The sequence below is a fragment of the Pseudomonas sp. TWR2-1-1 genome (genome assembly GCF_049897045.1).
Lineage (GTDB): Bacteria > Pseudomonadota > Gammaproteobacteria > Pseudomonadales > Pseudomonadaceae > Aquipseudomonas > Aquipseudomonas versuta.
Genome location: NZ_JAFCVM010000006.1, coordinates 283,094 through 301,232, shown reverse-complemented (window position 1 = coordinate 301,232; position 18,139 = coordinate 283,094). Strand labels below are relative to the sequence as shown.

Annotated in this window: 15 protein-coding genes; 6 read left to right on the top strand and 9 right to left on the bottom strand. The window is 58.6% G+C overall.

What is annotated here, in order from left to right; all coding sequences use genetic code 11:
• The first annotated feature begins 266 nt into the window (after positions 1–266).
• Positions 267–725, top strand: a complete 459-nt coding sequence (locus tag ACP7BO_RS17455) for an REP-associated tyrosine transposase (RefSeq protein ID WP_426211713.1) — start codon at positions 267–269, stop codon at positions 723–725.
• A gap of 3 nt (positions 726–728) precedes the next feature.
• On the opposite strand, the gene ACP7BO_RS17450 is transcribed toward ACP7BO_RS17455, so the two are convergent.
• The 6 genes from ACP7BO_RS17450 to ACP7BO_RS17425 all read right to left on the bottom strand — a co-directional run bounded on the left by ACP7BO_RS17450 (position 729) and on the right by ACP7BO_RS17425 (position 8,535).
• Complete coding sequence (locus ACP7BO_RS17450) at positions 729–1,553, bottom strand: ABC transporter permease (protein WP_426211711.1); 825 nt, start codon at positions 1,551–1,553, stop codon at positions 729–731.
• A gap of 10 nt (positions 1,554–1,563) precedes the next feature.
• Entirely contained in the window at positions 1,564–2,811 is a 1,248-nt protein-coding gene (locus tag ACP7BO_RS17445; RefSeq protein ID WP_397455603.1) for an ABC transporter permease, read from the bottom strand.
• A 67-nt stretch (positions 2,812–2,878) separates the two neighbouring features.
• Positions 2,879–3,919 carry an ABC transporter substrate-binding protein gene (locus ACP7BO_RS17440; RefSeq protein ID WP_060696729.1) on the bottom strand — a complete coding sequence of 347 codons (1,041 nt, stop codon included), beginning with the start codon at positions 3,917–3,919 and terminating at the stop codon, positions 2,879–2,881.
• Between the two features lie 40 nt (positions 3,920–3,959).
• On the bottom strand, positions 3,960–5,084 hold the full coding sequence (locus tag ACP7BO_RS17435) for an ABC transporter ATP-binding protein (RefSeq protein ID WP_426211708.1): 1,125 nt from the start codon (positions 5,082–5,084) through the stop codon (positions 3,960–3,962).
• Positions 5,085–5,496: 412 nt separating this feature from the next.
• On the bottom strand, positions 5,497–6,126 hold the full coding sequence (locus ACP7BO_RS17430) for a response regulator (RefSeq protein WP_397455600.1): 630 nt from the start codon (positions 6,124–6,126) through the stop codon (positions 5,497–5,499).
• Between the two features lie 21 nt (positions 6,127–6,147).
• Positions 6,148–8,535, bottom strand: a complete 2,388-nt coding sequence (locus tag ACP7BO_RS17425; protein WP_426211706.1) for a PAS domain-containing sensor histidine kinase — start codon at positions 8,533–8,535, stop codon at positions 6,148–6,150.
• A 74-nt stretch (positions 8,536–8,609) separates the two neighbouring features.
• Here ACP7BO_RS17425 and ACP7BO_RS17420 point away from each other — a divergent pair, with 74 nt between their 5' ends.
• A complete protein-coding gene (locus ACP7BO_RS17420) occupies positions 8,610–9,605 on the top strand; it encodes an alpha/beta hydrolase family protein (RefSeq protein ID WP_426211704.1) in 996 nt (331 codons plus the stop codon).
• A gap of 11 nt (positions 9,606–9,616) precedes the next feature.
• Here ACP7BO_RS17420 and ACP7BO_RS17415 read toward each other — a convergent pair whose 3' ends face one another.
• The 3 genes from ACP7BO_RS17415 to ACP7BO_RS17405 are packed head-to-tail and all read right to left on the bottom strand — an operon-like array spanning position 9,617 to position 12,079.
• On the bottom strand, positions 9,617–10,384 hold the full coding sequence (locus ACP7BO_RS17415) for a DnaJ domain-containing protein (protein WP_426211702.1): 768 nt from the start codon (positions 10,382–10,384) through the stop codon (positions 9,617–9,619).
• Position 10,385: 1 nt separating this feature from the next.
• Positions 10,386–11,057: an N-acetylmuramate alpha-1-phosphate uridylyltransferase MurU gene (gene murU / locus ACP7BO_RS17410; protein WP_426211700.1), complete on the bottom strand. Its 672-nt coding sequence runs from the start codon at positions 11,055–11,057 to the stop codon at positions 10,386–10,388.
• Positions 11,054–12,079, bottom strand: coding sequence for an aminoglycoside phosphotransferase family protein (locus ACP7BO_RS17405; RefSeq protein ID WP_073509788.1), 1,026 nt, complete (start codon positions 12,077–12,079; stop codon positions 11,054–11,056). Before ACP7BO_RS17405 ends, murU begins: the two co-directional genes overlap by 4 nt.
• A 132-nt stretch (positions 12,080–12,211) precedes the next feature.
• On the opposite strand from ACP7BO_RS17405, the gene ACP7BO_RS17400 reads away from it, so the two are divergent.
• The 4 genes from ACP7BO_RS17400 to rsmA are packed head-to-tail and all read left to right on the top strand — an operon-like array spanning position 12,212 to position 18,081.
• A complete protein-coding gene (locus ACP7BO_RS17400; protein ID WP_426211698.1) occupies positions 12,212–14,965 on the top strand; it encodes an LPS-assembly protein LptD in 2,754 nt (917 codons plus the stop codon).
• Positions 14,940–16,280, top strand: coding sequence for a peptidylprolyl isomerase SurA (surA, locus tag ACP7BO_RS17395; RefSeq protein ID WP_073509789.1), 1,341 nt, complete (start codon positions 14,940–14,942; stop codon positions 16,278–16,280). Before ACP7BO_RS17400 ends, surA begins: the two co-directional genes overlap by 26 nt.
• The gene (gene pdxA / locus ACP7BO_RS17390; protein WP_397455593.1) at positions 16,277–17,266 is read left to right on the top strand and encodes a 4-hydroxythreonine-4-phosphate dehydrogenase PdxA; all 990 of its coding nucleotides are present in this window, start codon (positions 16,277–16,279) and stop codon (positions 17,264–17,266) included. The genes surA and pdxA overlap by 4 nt, the downstream gene beginning before the upstream one ends.
• Positions 17,263–18,081 carry a 16S rRNA (adenine(1518)-N(6)/adenine(1519)-N(6))-dimethyltransferase RsmA gene (gene rsmA, locus ACP7BO_RS17385; RefSeq protein ID WP_060696718.1) on the top strand — a complete coding sequence of 273 codons (819 nt, stop codon included), beginning with the start codon at positions 17,263–17,265 and terminating at the stop codon, positions 18,079–18,081. Before pdxA ends, rsmA begins: the two co-directional genes overlap by 4 nt.
• Positions 18,082–18,139 lie beyond the last annotated feature (58 nt).

Genomic DNA, 18,139 nt, shown 5'->3' with positions numbered 1-18,139 from the left:
CGCACACCGGGCGGCGATGATTGACTGCGTCAGCTCAAGCAATCGCAGGTAGCAGTTGCCGAAGGCTACGTCCGGCCAACGGCCGTAAAACCTGATGACTCAATTCCTCCAGACGAATGTGCATATCCGATTTACGAGCGCTTCGCACTCGGACGCAGCCTTCGGCAGCTGCTACCAATCATCGCAACATCTGCTAAATGCTTGAGCCTGCCCGCTTATGGGCTCTCGGCTAACGTGAGAAATACACGTATTAAGAGGGCAAAGGATTGCCGACTTCCAAAAACGCCTATCGTCTGCATATCGGACGTTATTCTGAACCGGGTCGCCTCTATCTGCTGACCACAATCACTCAAAATCGACGCCCCTTTTTTAGTGACTTTAAAACCGGCCGACTTGTTGTCGATCAATTCAGGCTCGCGCATGACGAAGGCATTGTGAGATCCAAGGCATGGGTGGTTATGCCAGATCACTTTCATTGGTTGATCGAGTTGCAGGGCAAAACACTGGGGGAAGTGATGTGCCGTGTTAAATCGCGAAGCAGCTTGAGTATTAATAAACACGCAAATGCCAGCACTCGTATATGGCAAAAGGGCTACCACGATCGTGCTGTTCGACAGGAAGAAGACGTAAAAGACATTGCCCGTTATATCGTCAAAAAACCGATCCGCGCAGGGCTTGCCACACGAATCGGAGACTACCCCCTATGGGATGCCTGCTGGATCTAGGCGCTAGGCCTGGGCCGTGCGCAGTTTCTCGCTGCGCCCGCGCAACCACTCGAGCGTCAGCAGCAATACCACCGAGAACGCAATCAACAAGGTGGCCGCCGCCGGAATGGTGGGGCTGAGATTCTCGCGAATACCGCTGAACATCTGGCGCGGCAACGTTGCCTGCTCCGGGCCCGCCAGGAACAGGGTGACCACGACCTCATCGAACGAGGTTGCAAAGGCGAACAGCGCGCCCGATATGACCCCCGGCGCAATCAGCGGCAAGGTCACACGACGAAAGGCCGTCAGAGGCGAAGCACCCAGGCTGGCCGCCGCACGCACCAGGTTCTGGTTGAACCCCTGCAAGGTGGCCGACACCGTGATGATCACGAAGGGCACACCCAGCACGGCATGCACCACGATCAGGGACAGGAAGCTGTTGCCGAACCCCAGCGGGGCAAAGAACAGGTAGCTGGCAACACCGACAATCACCACCGGTACCACCATCGGTGATATCACCAGCGCCATGACCAAAGCCTTGCCGGGAAAGTCGCTGCGGGTCAGGCCAATGGCCGCCAGCGTGCCAAAGACCATTGCCAGCACGGTGGCCGCCGGCGCCACGATTACGCTGTTGCGCAAGGCACGCATCCATTCCGCCGAAGCAAAAAAGTCCTGATACCAGTGCAGTGAAAAGCCCTGCAATGGATACACCAGAAAGCTGCCCGAGTTGAACGACAATGGAATGATCACCAGCACCGGCAAAATCAGAAACAACAGGATCAGCCCGCAGAGAATGCGCAAACTGTAATACCAGACCCGCTCAACAGGTGACATATAAGGGCTAAGCATGGCGGTCTCCTTAACTCAAACGCAGGCGACTAGCGCCCACCAGCCAGTTGTAAATCAGATAAAGCACCACGGTCGCCAGCAACAACAATCCGCCCAGGGCCGTCGCCATGCCCCAGTTGATACTGGTGTTGGTGTAGAACGCCACGAAGTAGCTGACCATTTGATCATTCGGGCTACCGAGCAACGCCGGGGTGATGTAGTAACCAATGGCAATGATGAAGACCAGCAAGCAGCCCGCGCCCACTCCGGCATAGGTTTGCGGGAAATACACCCGCCAGAAGCTCGCAAATGGATGACAGCCCAGTGAGATCGCCGCACGCATATAGGTCGGTGAAATACCTTTCATCACGCTGTAGATCGGCAAGATCATGAACGGCAACAGAATGTGCACCATCGAGATGTACACCCCGGTGCGGTTGAACACCAACTCCAGCGGCTTGTCGATCAACCCCATGCTGATCAGCGCGCTATTGATCAGCCCGCCCGACTGCAGCAGCACAATCCAGGCTGCCACCCGCACCAGCACCGAGGTCCAGAACGGCAGCAGCACCAGAATCATCAGCAAGTTACTTTGACGAGCGGGCAGGTTGGCCAGCAAATACGCCAGTGGATAGGCCAGCACCAGACAGATGCAGGTAATCACCAGCCCCATCCAGAACGTACGGGCGAAAATATCCAGGTAGATCGATTGATCAGGGGTGGCGGGGGCGATTTCGCCCAGATCATCAATCCGGTGATCCACCGCCGCCAGCAGATAAAACGGGGTTACGCTTGACGTGTTGCGCTTGATTGCCTGCCAGTACGCAGGGTCGCCCCAACGTTCGTCCAGGGCTTCCATCGCATCCTTATACGACTCGGGCACCGCCTTGAACGGCAGCCCCTTGGCCGTTTTCATCAGCAAACTGCGGTAGCCGGCCAACTCCATGTTCAGGCGTTTGGACAAATCACCCAGTACCTGATTTTTGCGGGCCTCGGCCAGGTCTTCGCTAAGGGACTTGTATACCGGCTCTGCGGGCAAACCCTTGCCATCCCAGCCGGCCACGGCAACGACCGTGCGCGGCAAGCCATCAACCACCTCAGGGTTGCCGACGCTTTTGTAGAGCAGGGCCGCGATCGGCACCAGGAACACCAGCAGCAAGAAAATAACCAACGGTGCAATCAGCGCCTGCGCTTTCCAGCGGTTAATCCGCTCGGCATGCGCCAGGCGCTTCTTCAACGTAGGGCTGGAGACCTCGTTCAGGGGAACGGCGATAGCCATGGCGAACTCCGAAAATCTTTAAACGATGGCGGCGCACCTGAACAGGTGCGCCGCATATCAGCGCTGCTTACTTGGCAGCCCAAGCGTTGAAGCGCTGCTCCAGCTGCTCGCCGTTGTCAGCCCAGAAGCTGACGTCGATCTGCACCTGGTTGGCGATGTTTTGCGGGGCGGTCGGCATGTCTGCCTGCACAGCTGCAGGCAACAGTGGCATGGCCTCCTTGTTGGCCGGGCCGTAAGCGATATTCTGCGAATACAGGCTTTGCTGTTGCGGCTGCAGGGTGAAGGCGATGAATTTCTTCGCCACTTCTGCTTTGTCCTTGCTCAAGCCTTTGGGAATGGCCCACGCGTCGAAGTCGTAAATCCCGCCGTTCCACACAATCTTCAGATTGCTTTCTTTCTGCACAGCTGCGATCCGGCCGTTGTAAGCCGAGCTCATGACTACATCGCCAGAAGCCAGGTACTGCGGCGGCTGTGCGCCCGCTTCCCACCACTGGATGCTCGGCTTGAGTTCATCAAGCTTTTTAAAGGCACGGTTCTGACCGTCCTTGCTCGCCAGCACCTTGTACACATCCTTGGGTGCCACACCATCGGCCATCAAGGCAAATTCAAGGGTGTATTTGGCGCCCTTGCGCAGGCCGCGCTTGCCGGGGAAGGTCTTGGTGTCCCAGAAGTCTGCCCAGCTGGTGGGCGCAGTTTTCAATTTGTCGGCGTTATACGCCAGCACGGTCGACCACACAAAGAAGCCGGCACCGCAGGTCTGAATGGCCCCTTTGACGTACTGCTCAGGATTACCGAACAGAGCCGGGTCCAGCGGTTCAAACATGTCTTCATCACAACCGCGGGACAGCTCCGGCGATTCGACCTCTACCAGATCCCAGGAAATGCTTTTGGTATCGACCATGGCCTTGATCTTGGCCATTTCACCGTTGTATTCACCGGCGATGATTTTGCCGTCGCCTTTGGCTTCCCAGGGGCCGTAAAAAGCTTTGACCTGAGCCGCCTTGTTCGCGCCGCCAAACGACACCACGGTCAGATCGGTCGCGGCCAGAGCATTGGCCGCGAACATCAGGCCCAGACTCAAGGCCGTGAACTTAAGGGATGTATGCATTTTTATTCTCCACAGTGCAGGGTTGGTGAAGCCGGGGCGATTAATTCGCCTCTAAGAGAGGGTCCAGCGCACGTACATGTTCGACCTGCCACCCCAGCGGCACGACGTCACCGACGACCAGGGAGGGGTCCAGCTCGGCAATCGGCTGTTTCACAAAGAAATCGTTCTTGCCGCACACTTCCAGACGCACCCGGACGTGGTCGCCCAGGTAGATAAACTCTTCGACCCGCCCCGAGAAACGGTTCGCGCATGCCTCGCTGGAACCATTGAGGCAGATACGTTCAGGACGTATCGACAGGGTTACCGGATCACCGGTTCGTCCCACATTCACCGCCAATGCCCGGACTTTCTCACCCCGGCTCAACTCGACCACGCAGTGCTCGCCGTCCTGACTGTGCAAGCGGCCGTTAAGGCGGTTGTTTTCACCGATGAAGTTGGCGACAAAGGTATTTTTCGGCTCTTCGTAGAGCGTACGCGGTGGCGCAATTTGCTGGATTTCACCTTGATGAAATACCGCGACCCGATCAGACATGGTCAAGGCTTCGCCCTGGTCGTGGGTGACATACACCACTGTTACGCCCAGGCGCTGGTGCAGATGCTTGATCTCCATCTGCATGTGCTCGCGCAGTTGCTTGTCCAGAGCCCCCAGCGGCTCGTCCATCAGCACCAACTGCGGTTCGAACACCAGCGCCCGCGCCAGCGCGACCCGCTGTTGCTGGCCACCGGACAGCTGGGCCGGATAGCGCTGGGCGAAGGCATCCAGCTGCACCATGCTCAGCACCCGCTTGACCCGCTCGCTGATGTCAGTGCGGTTGAGGCCACGCACCGACAACGGAAAACCCAGGTTTTCAGCCACAGTCATGTGCGGGAACAGGGCGTAGTTCTGGAACACCATGCCGATGTCGCGTTTGTGCGGTGGCACGTTATTGATCGCGCGCCCGGCCAGAAGAATCTCGCCGGCGGTAGGTGTTTCGAAACCGGCCAGCATCATCAGGCTGGTGGTTTTGCCCGAACCGGACGGCCCGAGCAAGGTCAGGAATTCGCCTTTGCGAATGTCCAGATTGAGATCTTTGACGATCAGGTTCTCGCCGTCGTAGCTCTTTTGCACGCCACGGAAGCTGACCAATATCTCACTCGCCCCAGCGCTTGCACCGACCTGACTCATAGCCACACCTTTTGTTTTGGACTGCCGTAGCCCAAGACTAAACAAGCCGCCAGACCACAGAAATCGGGGCGCAGGAGAGATTCACATCAGGAGGCTGGAAGGCTTTTTGTAGGGATAGCCCTACAGCGTTGTCGCGATTTGGATGGTTGATTGGGGCGGGCCCAGTAACCGGGCAAAGACACGTCATGAAAGTGTCGTAATCAGATAAGTCAGCGGCCAGGGATACCCGTTCAATCGGGCATGGGCCTGACAACTGCTTTTCAGATGTAGCCGTTGCCGAAGGCTACGTCCGGCGACAGAGTTGTCGCGAAATCAGCGATGGTGTTTAGCCGGCTGGAACCGATTCTGACGGTTTACGATCGCTGCGCAATCGGACGTAGCCTGCGGCAACTGCTACGGACATAGCCAACATTTAGAGCAACTTGTGCTCCATGGCGTACTTCACCAGCTCCGCCAATGAAGTGATATGAAGCTTTTGCATCAGGCGCGCTTTGTGAGTGCTGATGGTTTTGCTGCTCAGGGCCAGTTGCTGGGCAATTTCGTTGACATTCACGCCCTGGGCCAGGCGCTCGAAAACAGAAAACTCACGCTCGGACAACAATGCGTGTAAAGGCCTTTCATCTGTCAATCCGACCTCAAACACCATTCGGTCGGCCAGGTCCGGATCAATATAGCGCCCACCCGCCGCGACCTTGCGAATCGCCATCAGCAACAACGCCGGATCGCTGTCCTTGGTGGCATAGCCTGCGGCGCCAAACTTCAAGGCGCGGGCTGCCATTTGCGCCTCGTCATGCATGGACAGCACAAGAATGGCGGGCGGATTGTTCAGTGCGCGAATCCGCGGGATGGCCTCAAGACCGTTAACCCCGGGCATGGAGATATCCAGCAGCACCACTTCACACTGCACATGGCGCAAGGTTTCCAGTAACTGCTCGCCATTACTTGCCTCGCCCACCACCTGCAGATCCTTGGCCAGGCCAATCAATTGCTTGATGCCCTCGCGCACAATGGTGTGGTCTTCAGCTACCAGTACTCGAATCACGGACACTTCCTTATTCAAAGGTCACTCAAGGGGCAATGGCACCCGCACACTCAACATCGTCCCCTCACCCGGCACACTGTGCAAAGTCAGGGTACCGCCCAGCATCAAGACTCGCTCGCGCATACCGACCAGACCGAATGAAGTCGGCCTGCCCGTATCGGGCACAAAACCCCGGCCATCATCGCTGATGCTCAGGCACAAGTCGTTGCCCTCCAGGCTCAAGGTCAACTCAACCGTCTGGGCATTGGCATGGCGCATCACGTTGGTCAGGGCCTCCTGCATGATCCTGAACAGCCCGACTTCCCTGGCGGCACTCAGTGGCGGTAAATATTCGGGCACCTGCACCAGACACGGGATTTGCGTTCGGGCTTCAAAACGCCGGGCCTGCCATTCGATGGCGGAACTGATACCGGCATCCAGAATTGGCGGGCGCAGTGCCGTCGCCACATCACGTACCAGCTGGAACAACTGCGCGATCAGCTTTTTCATGCTGTTAAGCCGCTCGCGCAACCCCGGATCAAGCTCGGCATACGCCAGCTCGCACATTGAGGTCTCCAGCTTGAGAACCGTCAGCATCTGCCCCAATTCATCGTGAACCTCACGGGCAATGTGAGCCTTTTCCTCTTCGCGCACACTTTCAAGGTGGGCAGACAACTCACGCAGCTGGCCGCGCGAACTGTCCAGTTCCAGCTCAATACGCTTGCTCTCGCTAATGTCCCAGACGATGCCGTCCCAAACCACGGTGCCATCTTCAAGACGGCGGGTGATGGCCTTGATCTCGGCCCAGCGTTGCTGGCCCTGACGGGTCAGAATGCGGCCCTGCCACGACCAGTCACTGTCGCTGTCCAGCGCCAGGTCCTGAACCCGGTGGTAATCGGCTTTGTCATCCGGATGCACGAGGCTGCGCAACCCCACTTCACGCTGACGCAAAGTGGCAGGGGAATAACCCGCCAGACTCTCGCTGCCTTCGCTGATGTAGGGGAAGTCCAGCTCGCCGGTCAGCAGCGAGCGCTCCAGGCGAAAGACCAGCCCCGGGACGTTGGCGGCAATACCTTGCAAACGCGCATCGCTTTCCTGCAAGGCAGCCTGCACCCGCCGCCGATCGGTGATGTCATTGAGGTAGACCACCAGGTATTCGGCATCTTTGAAACGCAGGAAACTCAAGGTCACATCGGCCGGAAACTCGCTGCCATCGGCGCGGATACAGTGGGTTTCAATCCGTTGCACGGCCTCTTCGCTGGCACGGGCGCGGCGCCATAAAGTCAGCCAGCGATCCATATCCAGGCCCGGTTCAAAATCTCTCAGCGGACGCTCCAGCACAGCCCCCGGCGGATACCCGAGCATGTCTTCCGCCGCCTGATTGGCATAGCGCACATGACTGTCCCAGTTAACCCACAAAATGCCCATCGGGCTTTGATCGATTGAGAATTGGGTCAAGCGTAATGCTTCGGCGCTGGCGGTACGCAGGGCAAGGTCTTCGCGGGCAGCCAGCAACGAACGCTCCAGGGCCGTCTGCTGGCGACGCTGCCAAAACATGATTGCCATACAGGCCAGCAATAGCACACCGATCAGCAAACACAGGTTTTGCCAGAAGCCGGGGGACGGCCCGATTTTCGGGTACTTGGGCTGCAGCCAGTGGCTGTGCAGTTGCTCCATGTCCCGCGCAGGAATGGCATGCAGCCCGCGCTCCACGATGCCGGCCAGCATCGGCCAGTCACGCCGGGTCGCCACCCGCAACAACTGCGGCAACCCGATATCACCGACCACTGCCAGGCCGGCGAACTCGGGCTCGACCGACAGCCGGGCGAGTTGCGCCTCATCAATCACCGCGTAGGTCGCTTGCTGACTCAATAACAACTGCAAGGCCTGACGCTCGAGCGGTACGCCCTGCAGGTTGAGTCCGGGATAGCTGCTGCGCAGATAATCGGCGGCGGCACTTGGCATTCGCACCGCGACCCGGGTCTGGCTGTCTACGCGTTCAAGGTCGACTGATCCGCCTGCGTTGCGCTCGCCCACCAACAAGTGCGGAACCCGCATGTAAGGGTCTGAAAAAAACCACAGCCGCAAGCCCGCGGGGGTTTGCGTCAGCCCCGGCGCCAGGTCGATCTCGCCCCCACGGGCGGCCTGTTCCAGTTGCGCCAGATCGGCATAGTTACGCCAGACCAACTCAACGTTCAGACTTTGCGCCAGCCATTTCATCAGTTCGACATTGGCCCCGGACAGTCGCTGCAAACGCTGATCGAATTTGGCATAGGGCGCCTGCAAGACCATTCCGACGCGCAACTCCTTGTGCTGCGCCAGCCATTGCTGCTGGTCCGGGTTCAATTGGGCAGCAGGTATGGAGGCTGCATTGAGCATCAAGGGCAACGATAACCAGCCGATAATCAACAGATAGCAAAAACGCTTCATCGGAACACTCATACCCTGACAAATGCTGATCAACCCATTAGGCTGCCGGGATTACTTCTGGCCTGGAATAACCTATGTCTTCTTTGCGCCCGGCACATGCGGCGCTGTATCTGTCGTTGATCCTGCCGGTCGCCCTGCCGGTGCTGGCGGCTGAACCGCAGCCAGCGACAGAGCCTGTACAAACTCAGCCTGAAATACGTCCACAGCTGCCTGAACGCAGCATGGAAGACGAAACGGCTCTTGAGCGCCAGCTACCGAAAAACGAGCAGCAACAACTGCAAGCAGGGGAAGACAGTTTTCTCGCGCTCTGGAAACCGGCCAACAGCAGCGACCCCGGCGGTGCGGTGATTATCGTACCGGGAGCGGGCGAAAGCGCAGACTGGCCGCTGACGGTGGGCCCCTTGCGCAACAAGCTGCCGGATGCCAACTGGGCCAGCCTGAGCCTGAGTTTGCCGGACATGCAAAGCCTGGCCAGTCAGCCGCGCATGGCCCAAGCACCGACCTCTCCTGCCCCTGTGGAGCCGAACACTAGCAGTAAAGAGGCCAGTACCACAGCCAAACCCATTGAGCAGGCAGCCAGTGCCGGTACCGAAAACGCAGTGGAATCGCCACCGGGCGAGACGTTTGAGGCCATGAGCAAAGCGGATGCCGAGCGGATTTTCGCCCGTATTGACGCCGCCGTTGCCTTTGCCCAACAGCAAAACATGCGCAGCCTGGTGTTACTCGGTCACGGTACGGGTGCCTACTGGGCGGCGCGCTATGTGAGCGAAAAGCAGCCGGCCCAGCTTCCCAAGCTGATCATGGTCGCCGCCCGGACCCCGGCCGGGGTTGAACCTGACTTAAGCCAATTGACGCCGACCCTCTCGGTAGCGCTACTGGATATTTTCTACAAAGACCGGCCACTGGCGCGCAAGGCTGCCTTGCAACGACTGCAAGCCAGCAAGCGGGCAAGCCGTTCGAATTTCAGTCAAGTGGCCTTGAATGCCATCCCGGGCAACGATGAAGCCGAGCAGGAGCAATTGTTTCGCAGGGTGCGCGGCTGGCTCAGCCCGCAGCCTGCCAGCAAATAATCGCCACAGCGTTAACGAAAACCGCGCTGCTCACGAATCATGGCGTAGGCGTGGTGCAGTTCCCGGGTTTTTTCCGTGGCTTCTCGCACCTGAGCCGGACTTGCGCCGGTGCCAGCAACCTTGTCCGGGTGATGGCGACTGAGCAGGCGCCGGTAGGCACGTTTGATCTGCTCCGGATCAGAACTGGCCGTTACGCCAAGCAGGGCCAATGATTGCTGATACGTGCCACCACGGGTTGCCAGCGGCTTTTTGTGCAGATTGTGGTCCGGCCCCAACGCCAGTACCTGCTGCGCCGTCCAGCCCAGCCAGTGGCCCCACGACACAATCAGTTCACGTTCTTTGGGATCGATACGACCATCAGCCAAAATCATCCGCCAGCCGGCACGCAGCACACCTTCTGCTGCATGGGGCTGGGTTTTCAGGCGTCGTAGATAGCCGCGCAGGGAGTCATTCTGCGATTTGCCTCGATTGAACGCGGCAATGGCTCGCTGCTGCGCCGGGCCGGACATATCGAGCTGACGCATTTCAAGACGCGCCTGTTCAATGTGTTTGTCCACAACCCGGCCGCCGCTTTTGGCCAGGCGTCCGAGCAGCACAAACAACAGTTCGTCGTTGCGCAACGCCGGGCGACCGCCCAGGCGCTCACGCAACTGCGCCCAGTTGTGCAACTGCAGACGCCGGTCCAGCGCCTGCCCCAATAAAGCCCCGAGCATGGCCCCCGGAATGCTGGCGATGAAAAAGCCCGCACCGGCTCCGACAAGAGTCCCTGGCCACAACATTTTAGTGTTTGCCCTTGATCAACGATTCAACCTCAGCCAAACGTTCATGAGTTCCCACATCTACCCAATGCCCCTGCAAATGCTCACCCGTCACTTGCCCGTCGGCCATGGCTGTGCGCAGTAACGGTGCGAGTTTGAACGCGCAAGGCGCGGCCCCCTTGAACAACGCGGGGCTAAGCACCGCGATGCCGCTGTAGGTCAAGGCATCCACGCCCGGCACCGCATCGAGAACCTGCGCACCTTGCAGGTAAAAGTCACCGCCCGGATGATGTGCCGGGTTATCCACCAGAACCAGATGCGCCAGGCCTGTCAGAGGCTGACGCAAACCGGCAAAGTCGTAGTCGGTCCAGATATCGCCATTGACCACCGCAAAGGGGTTATCGCCCAGTAACGGCAAGGCTTTAAAAATACCGCCACCGGTCTCCAGCGGCTCGCCTTCAGCGGAGTACTGGATTGTCACGCCAAAGCGCGAACCATCGCCCAGATGATCTTCTATTTGCTGTCCCAGCCAGGCGTGGTTGATCACGATCTCGGTAAAGCCCGCGGCTGCCAGTGCCCGCAGGTGGTACTCGATCAAAGGCACGCCGCCGGCACGGATCAACGGCTTGGGAGTGTGCAGGGTCAGTGGGCGCAAGCGCTCGCCTTTGCCCGCAGCCAGAATCATCGCCTTCATAGTTGAGCCTCGACACGCTGGCCCAGGCTGTGGAACAACTCGCCCAGCTCCGCCAGTTCAGGACGCCGCGCCAACACCGCTTCTATATAAGAGAAGAAACGAGGCACGTCTGCCAGATAACGTGGCTTGCCGTCACGATGGCAGATGCGGGCAAAAATACCGATCACCTTCAGGTGTCGTTGCACGCCCATCAGGTCACTGGCACGCAGGAACGCTTCGAAATCCGGGCCCACCGGGATGCCCAGAGGCAAGGCCAGTTCCCAGTAGTCCCGCAGCCAGGTGCGCACACGTTCTTCCGGCCAGCTGAGAAAGGCGTCCTTGAACAGGCAGGTAATGTCGTAGGTGACCGGGCCGTAGACCGCGTCCTGAAAATCCAGGACCCCGGGATTGGGGATACTGAGCATCAGGTTGCGCGGCATAAAGTCGCGGTGGACCAGAACCTGAGGCTGCTGCAAGGCACTGTCGATCAGCAGTGTGCTGACCCGCTGCCAGGCTGCCAATTGCTGCTCATTGAGCTCAACCCCCAAATGACGGCGTACGTACCACTCGGGAAACAACTCAAGCTCGCGGCGCAGCAACGCCACGTCATAGCTGGGCAAAGGCGCTTTCATCGGCAATTGCTGAAAGGCCAGCAAGGCTTCTATGGCGTCTTTGAACAATTCGTCGGCGTTGCTGCTGTTAATGACGTCGAGATAGGTTTTATTGCCCAGATCGTTGAGCAAAAGAAAACCGCGCTCCAGGTCCTGAGCATAAATTTTCGGCACGTTTATCTGGCTGGTGCGCAGCAAATCAGCGATATCGACGAATGGCTTACAGTTTTCCTGGGGGGGCGGCGCGTCCATCACGACAAAAGTGCGACCCTCACCTTCCCAGCGAAAATAGCGTCTGAAGCTCGCGTCGCTACTGGCTGAAGTCAACGTGGCCGGGGGTACGACACCCCAGCCCTCGTCCTCGTACAAGGTTACCAACTGCTGATCCAGCCAAACTTTCAGGTGTTGCAAGCGTACATCTTGGTCAGGCATTACAAGGGTCTCCGACGGTGCTAGCCGTCAAGCGGGTCATGCTTTATTATCCAGCATCTTTTCCAGACCATCGATAGGCGTTGCGGTCCCCCACCGCGGGCTGATGGCACGCAGGAAGCCCGGACTAATAAGATGGCATTGAAATCCCCCGCGTTTCGTAAAAAATTTCCGTTGCTGGTAACCGGCAGTTTGCTGGCCATGCAACCTCTAGCCATGCCGTTCGCTGTTGCCGAGGAGCAGTATGACTGTTCCGTGTCGGCTACGGGTGGCTGGGATTGCGCGCCAAAAACCAACGCCGCGCAATTGCCGCCGCGTCCGGCGCACCAGGGCGTATTGGCAGATGCCAGCGGTGAGGCCAGCGAGCAAGTCGCGCCTACCCCGCTGGTCACTGAAGCCAAAGGCCGTGGGCTAAAAGCGCGCAGCGACGACTACAGCCATCTGGACTGGGTACCCCGGGACAAGCTGACGCCGGCTCAGCTGGCCGAAACCGGACCGTATTGCTCGGGTTCCTACGTCGAGCCCATCCGTCCGGGCATGAACGACACCACCAGTAAAAGCGATGCACCGACCTTTGTCGGCGCAAAGGCTTCCCGCTATCAGCAGGAAGAGCAGGTCGCGACCCTGGCCGGTGATGTCGTCATGCGACAGGGCAGCATGCAGGTCGAGGCCGACGAGGCCAGCCTGTATCAGGCTGAAAGCCGTGGTGAGCTCAATGGCAACGTCCGCCTGCGTGACAACGGTGCCCTGATTGTCGGCGATCACGCCGATGTTCAGCTGGACACTGGCGCAGCCAAGGTCGACAACGCCGAATACGTCCTGCACAAGTCGCGCATTCGCGGCAGTGCGCTGTATGCCAAGCGTGCCGAAGACGCCATCATCCGCCTCAAGGATGGTACGTACACCACGTGCGAGCCGAACAGCAACGCCTGGCAGCTCAAGGGCAACAACATCACGCTGAACCCGGCCACCGGCTTCGGTACGGCGACCAACGTGACGTTGCGGGTCAAAGACATCCCGATCTTCTACACCCCGTACATCTATTTCCCGATCGACGATCGCCGTCAGTCCGGTTTCCTGCCGCCGTCCTTCAGCAGCAGCACCGACACCGGCTTTACGCTCGTGACCCCGTACTACTTCAACCTGGCACCGAACTACGATGCCACGTTGTACCCGCGCTACATGACTAAGCGCGGTCTGTTGATGGAAGGCGAGTTCCGCTACCTGACCGAGTCCAGCGAAGGACAGTTCGGCGCCGCTTACCTCAACGACGACGACAACGAACGCAGCAATCAAACCGACTACACCGACAAGCGCTACATGCTTAACTGGCAGCACAAGGGTGGCCTGGATTCGCGTGTAATGACGGAAGTCGACTACACCAAGATCAGCGATCCGTATTACTTCCAGGATCTGCAAACTGATCAGATCGGTGTCGAAAGCCGCGATTACCTGAACCAGCAAGCTGCCGTCAGCTACCGGGGCGATGACTTCACCGCCCGACTGAATGCGCACGCCTATCAGTTGGCTACCGTTACCCAGATCACACCGTATAACCAGATGCCGCAGCTAACCCTCAATGGGGCACTGCCTACTCATCCGGGTGGTTTGAACTTCAACTACAACACCGAACTGGTGCGGTTTGAGCGCAGCCTGGAAAACGGTAACTACACCAACGAAGACGGCACCGTCGATCCTCGACTCGACAACAACGTTACAGGCCTGGCCCGCGCCAACGGCACACGCCTGAACCTTGCTCCGGCCGTCAGCCTGCCACTCAATTGGAGCTATGGCTTCCTGACGCCATCCCTCAAGTACATGTACACCCAGTACGATCTTGATCTGGATGGCATCGGCAAGACTCAACTGACCACGGCAGGTCAAAAATTCGATAGCTCGGTCAACCGTAGCGTACCGATCGCCAGCGTCGATGGTGGCCTGTACTTCGACCGCAACACCAACTGGTTCGGCACTAACTACCGCCAGACCCTCGAACCGCGCGCGTTCTACCTGTATGTGCCTGAGCGCAATCAGGATGACATCCCGATTTTCGATACCAGCGAAAGCACCTTCAGCTACTCCTCGCTGTGGCGTGACAACCGCTTCACCGGCACTGACCGCGTCGGCGACGAAAACAAGCTGTCGCTGGGCCTGACCAGCCGCTGGATTGAAGAAAACGGCTTTGAACGTCAACGTATCAGCATTGGCCAGGCGTACTACTTCAAAGACCGCAGGGTTCAACTCCCGGGTATTGATCCGGACCGTCAGGACGCCACTTCCAATGTGTCGCCGTATGCTCTGGAATACGCTTACCGCTTTAACCGCGACTGGCGTGCAACTGCCGACTACAACTGGGACCCGGACAGCCACAGCCCGCGTTCTGGCAGCGCGATGATGCATTACCAGCCCGAAGACAACCCGAACAAGGTGGTAAACGTTGGTTATCGCTATCGTAACGACCAGGTCCGCTACGACCAGTACACCGGTAAGTGGACTGTGGGCGGCGGCGATTACCTGTCTCCGGGCCAGCCTGGCTACATCAAGGACTACTACAAGATCCAGCAGCACGACTTCTCGGTTATCTGGCCGATCGTGCCGCAGTGGAACGCCATCAGCCGCTGGCAGTACGACTACAACCGCAACCGTACCCTGGAAGCCTTCGGTGGCTTCGAATACGACAACTGCTGCTGGAAGCTTCGTCTGATCAGCCGTTATTGGGTATCCAACGACGAATACACCCAAGATGCCCCTCAAAACGAGAAGGGCGATCATGGTCTCTTCCTCCAAGTTGTGCTGAAAGGTCTCGGTGGCGTAGTCGGCACCAAAGTAGAGAGCTTCCTCGACAAAGGCATCCAAGGTTATCGTGAACGTGAAGATCAAGCTTTCTGATTGTCTGCGCCCGTTAGTACTGGGCGCGTTGTTCCTGGGTACTGCAGCACACGCTGCAGTACAGCCCCTTGACCAGGTCGTGGCCATTGTCGACAACGACGTGATCATGCAGAGCCAACTGGACCAGCGTGTCCACGAGGTTCAGCAGACCATTGCCAAGCGCGGCCAGGGCGTGCCGCCTGCCAGCGTTCTGGATCAGCAAGTACTTGAGCGTCTGATCGTCGAAAACCTGCAATTGCAGATCGGCGAACGCTCAGGCATCCGGATCACGGATGAAGAGCTGAACCAGGCCATTGGCACCATTGCCCAGCGCAATAACATGACTATTGATCAGTTCCGTCAGGCTTTGGCCCATGACGGCCTGTCCTATGAGGATGCCCGCGAGCAGGTTCGTCGCGAGATGATCATCAGCCGTGTGCGTCAACGTCGTGTCGCTGAGCGCATTCAGGTGACAGAGCAGGAAGTGAAAAACTTCCTCGCTTCGCCTATGGGCGCAATGCAAATGTCCGAAGAGTTCAACCTGGCCAACATTCTGATTCCAACGCCTGAAAGCGCGAATTCGGAAGCCATCCAGGCAGCCGCCAAACAGGCCGAAGAGGTCTACAACCAGCTCAAGAAAGGCGCTGACTTCGGTCAAATGGCCATCGCCCGCTCCGGCAGCGATACAGCACTGGAAGGCGGCGACATGGGCTGGCGTAAAGCTGCTCAATTGCCACCACCTTTCGACCGCATGCTCAGTGAAATGCCAGTGGGTGAGGTAACGCCTCCGGTGCGTACACCGGGCGGCTTTATCATTCTCAAGCTCAATGGCAAGCGCGGTGGCGAAACCGTGGTGGTGGACGAAGTGCACGTTCGCCATATCCTGATCAAACCGAGCGAGATCCGCAGCGAAGCCCAGACCAAAGAGTTGATCAACAAAATCTACGACCGCATCAAGTCGGGCGAAGACTTTGCAACCTTGGCCAAAACTTACTCTGAGGACCCGGGCTCGGCCCTTAACGGCGGCGACCTGAACTGGGTCAATCCGGACTCACTGGTACCCGAGTTCCGCGAAGCCATGGCTGATACCCCACAAGGCGTATTGTCCAAACCGTTCAAGACTCAGTACGGCTGGCATGTCCTGGAAGTCCTAGGCCGTCGCGCCACAGACAGCACCACCCAGGCTCGCGAACAGCAAGCGATGAACGCATTGCGTAACCGCAAGTACGACGAAGAACTGCAAACCTGGCTGCGTCAGATCCGTGACGAAGCCTATGTAGAGATCAAGCTTCCTGGCGCCACCTCGCCAGAGAGCGCAAATCAGGCTGAGCAGTGAAAACAAAGCGTTTTGCACTGACACCCGGCGAACCGGCAGGCATAGGTCCAGACCTGTGCCTGCTTCTCGCCTCTCAACGCCAGCCGCACCCCCTGATTGCCATTACCAGCCACGACCTGCTCCTTGAGCGGGCCGTGCTACTGGGCGTGGCTGTCTGCCTGCTACCGGTAAGCCCGGACAACTGGCCCGATCAACCCGCCCCTGCGGGCAGTCTGTATGTGTGGGATACCCCGCTGAATGCGCAGGTTATTGCCGGCACACTGGACAAAGCCAACGCAGCGTTTGTGCTGCAAACCCTGACCCGTGCAGCCCTTGGCTGTGTCGATGGCCACTTCGCAGGCATGATTACTGCGCCCGTGCACAAGGGGATCATCAATGAGGCCGGGATTCCGTTCTCCGGTCACACCGAGTTTCTCGCGGACCTGACTCATACCGACCAGGTAGTGATGATGCTCGCCACGCGCGGCCTGCGCGTAGCCTTGGTCACCACTCACCTGCCCCTGCGTCAGGTGAGCGACGCCATTACCCCTGAGCGCCTGATGCGGGTTACCCGCATTCTGCACGCCGACCTGCAACAAAAATTCGGCATCGCCCAACCCCGTATCCTGGTTTGCGGACTTAACCCCCACGCCGGCGAAGGCGGGCACTTGGGCCATGAAGAAATCGACATCATTGAACCAACTCTGGAGCGCCTGCGCAGCGAAGGCATGGACCTGCATGGCCCGCTGCCTGCCGACACTCTGTTTACCCCCAAATATCTGGAGCACTGCGATGCAGTGCTGGCGATGTACCACGACCAGGGCCTGCCCGTACTGAAATACAAAGGGTTTGGTGCTGCAGTCAACATCACCCTTGGCTTGCCGATTGTCCGCACCTCTGTCGACCACGGCACCGCCCTGGATCTGGCAGGCAGCGGCAAGATCGATACCGGCAGCCTGCAAGTCGCCCTGGAAACCGCCTATCAGATGGCCGAGACCCGTATATGAACGAGCAATACCAACACAAGGCGCGCAAGCGTTTTGGCCAGAACTTCCTGCACGATGCGGGCGTCATTGACCGCATCTTGCGCGCCATCAACGCCAAGCCCACTGACCGCCTGCTGGAAATCGGCCCGGGCCAGGGTGCCTTGACCAAAGGCATTCTCGACAGCGGCGGCCAGCTTGATGTCGTGGAACTCGACAAAGACCTGATCCCGATTCTCAAGCAGCAGTTCGCCGGCATGAGCAACTTCACCCTGCATCAGGGCGATGCGCTGAAGTTCGACTTCAACAGCCTTGGCGCTGCACCGCGCACTCTTCGAGTGGTCGGTAACCTGCCGTACAACATCTCCACCCCGCTGATTTTTCACCTGTTGAAAAACGCCAGCCTGATCCGCGACATGCACTTCATGCTGCAAAAAGAAGTAGTAGAGCGCATGGCCGCAGGCCCGGGCGGCGGCGATTGGGGTCGCCTGTCAATCATGGTTCAGTATCACTGTCGCGTAGAACACCTGTTCAACGTAGGACCTGGTGCGTTCAACCCACCGCCTAAAGTTGACTCGGCGATTGTCCGTCTGGTGCCGCACGAAGTGTTGCCTCACCCGGCCAAAGACCATCGCCTGCTTGAGCGCGTAGTTCGGGAAGCCTTCAACCAGCGCCGCAAAACACTGCGCAACACCCTCAAAGCCTTGCTCAGCAACGCCGAGATTGAAGCAGCGGGGGTTGATGGCAGCTTGCGTCCGGAGCAACTCGACCTTGCGGCCTTTGTACGTCTGGCCGACATACTCAGCGAACAACCTGTAGCTACCCCAGCCGAAGATTGATCCCCGGGCTGATGCTCCACCTCTGCAGGAGCGTCGACCGGCGACTCCTGCAGTTGCC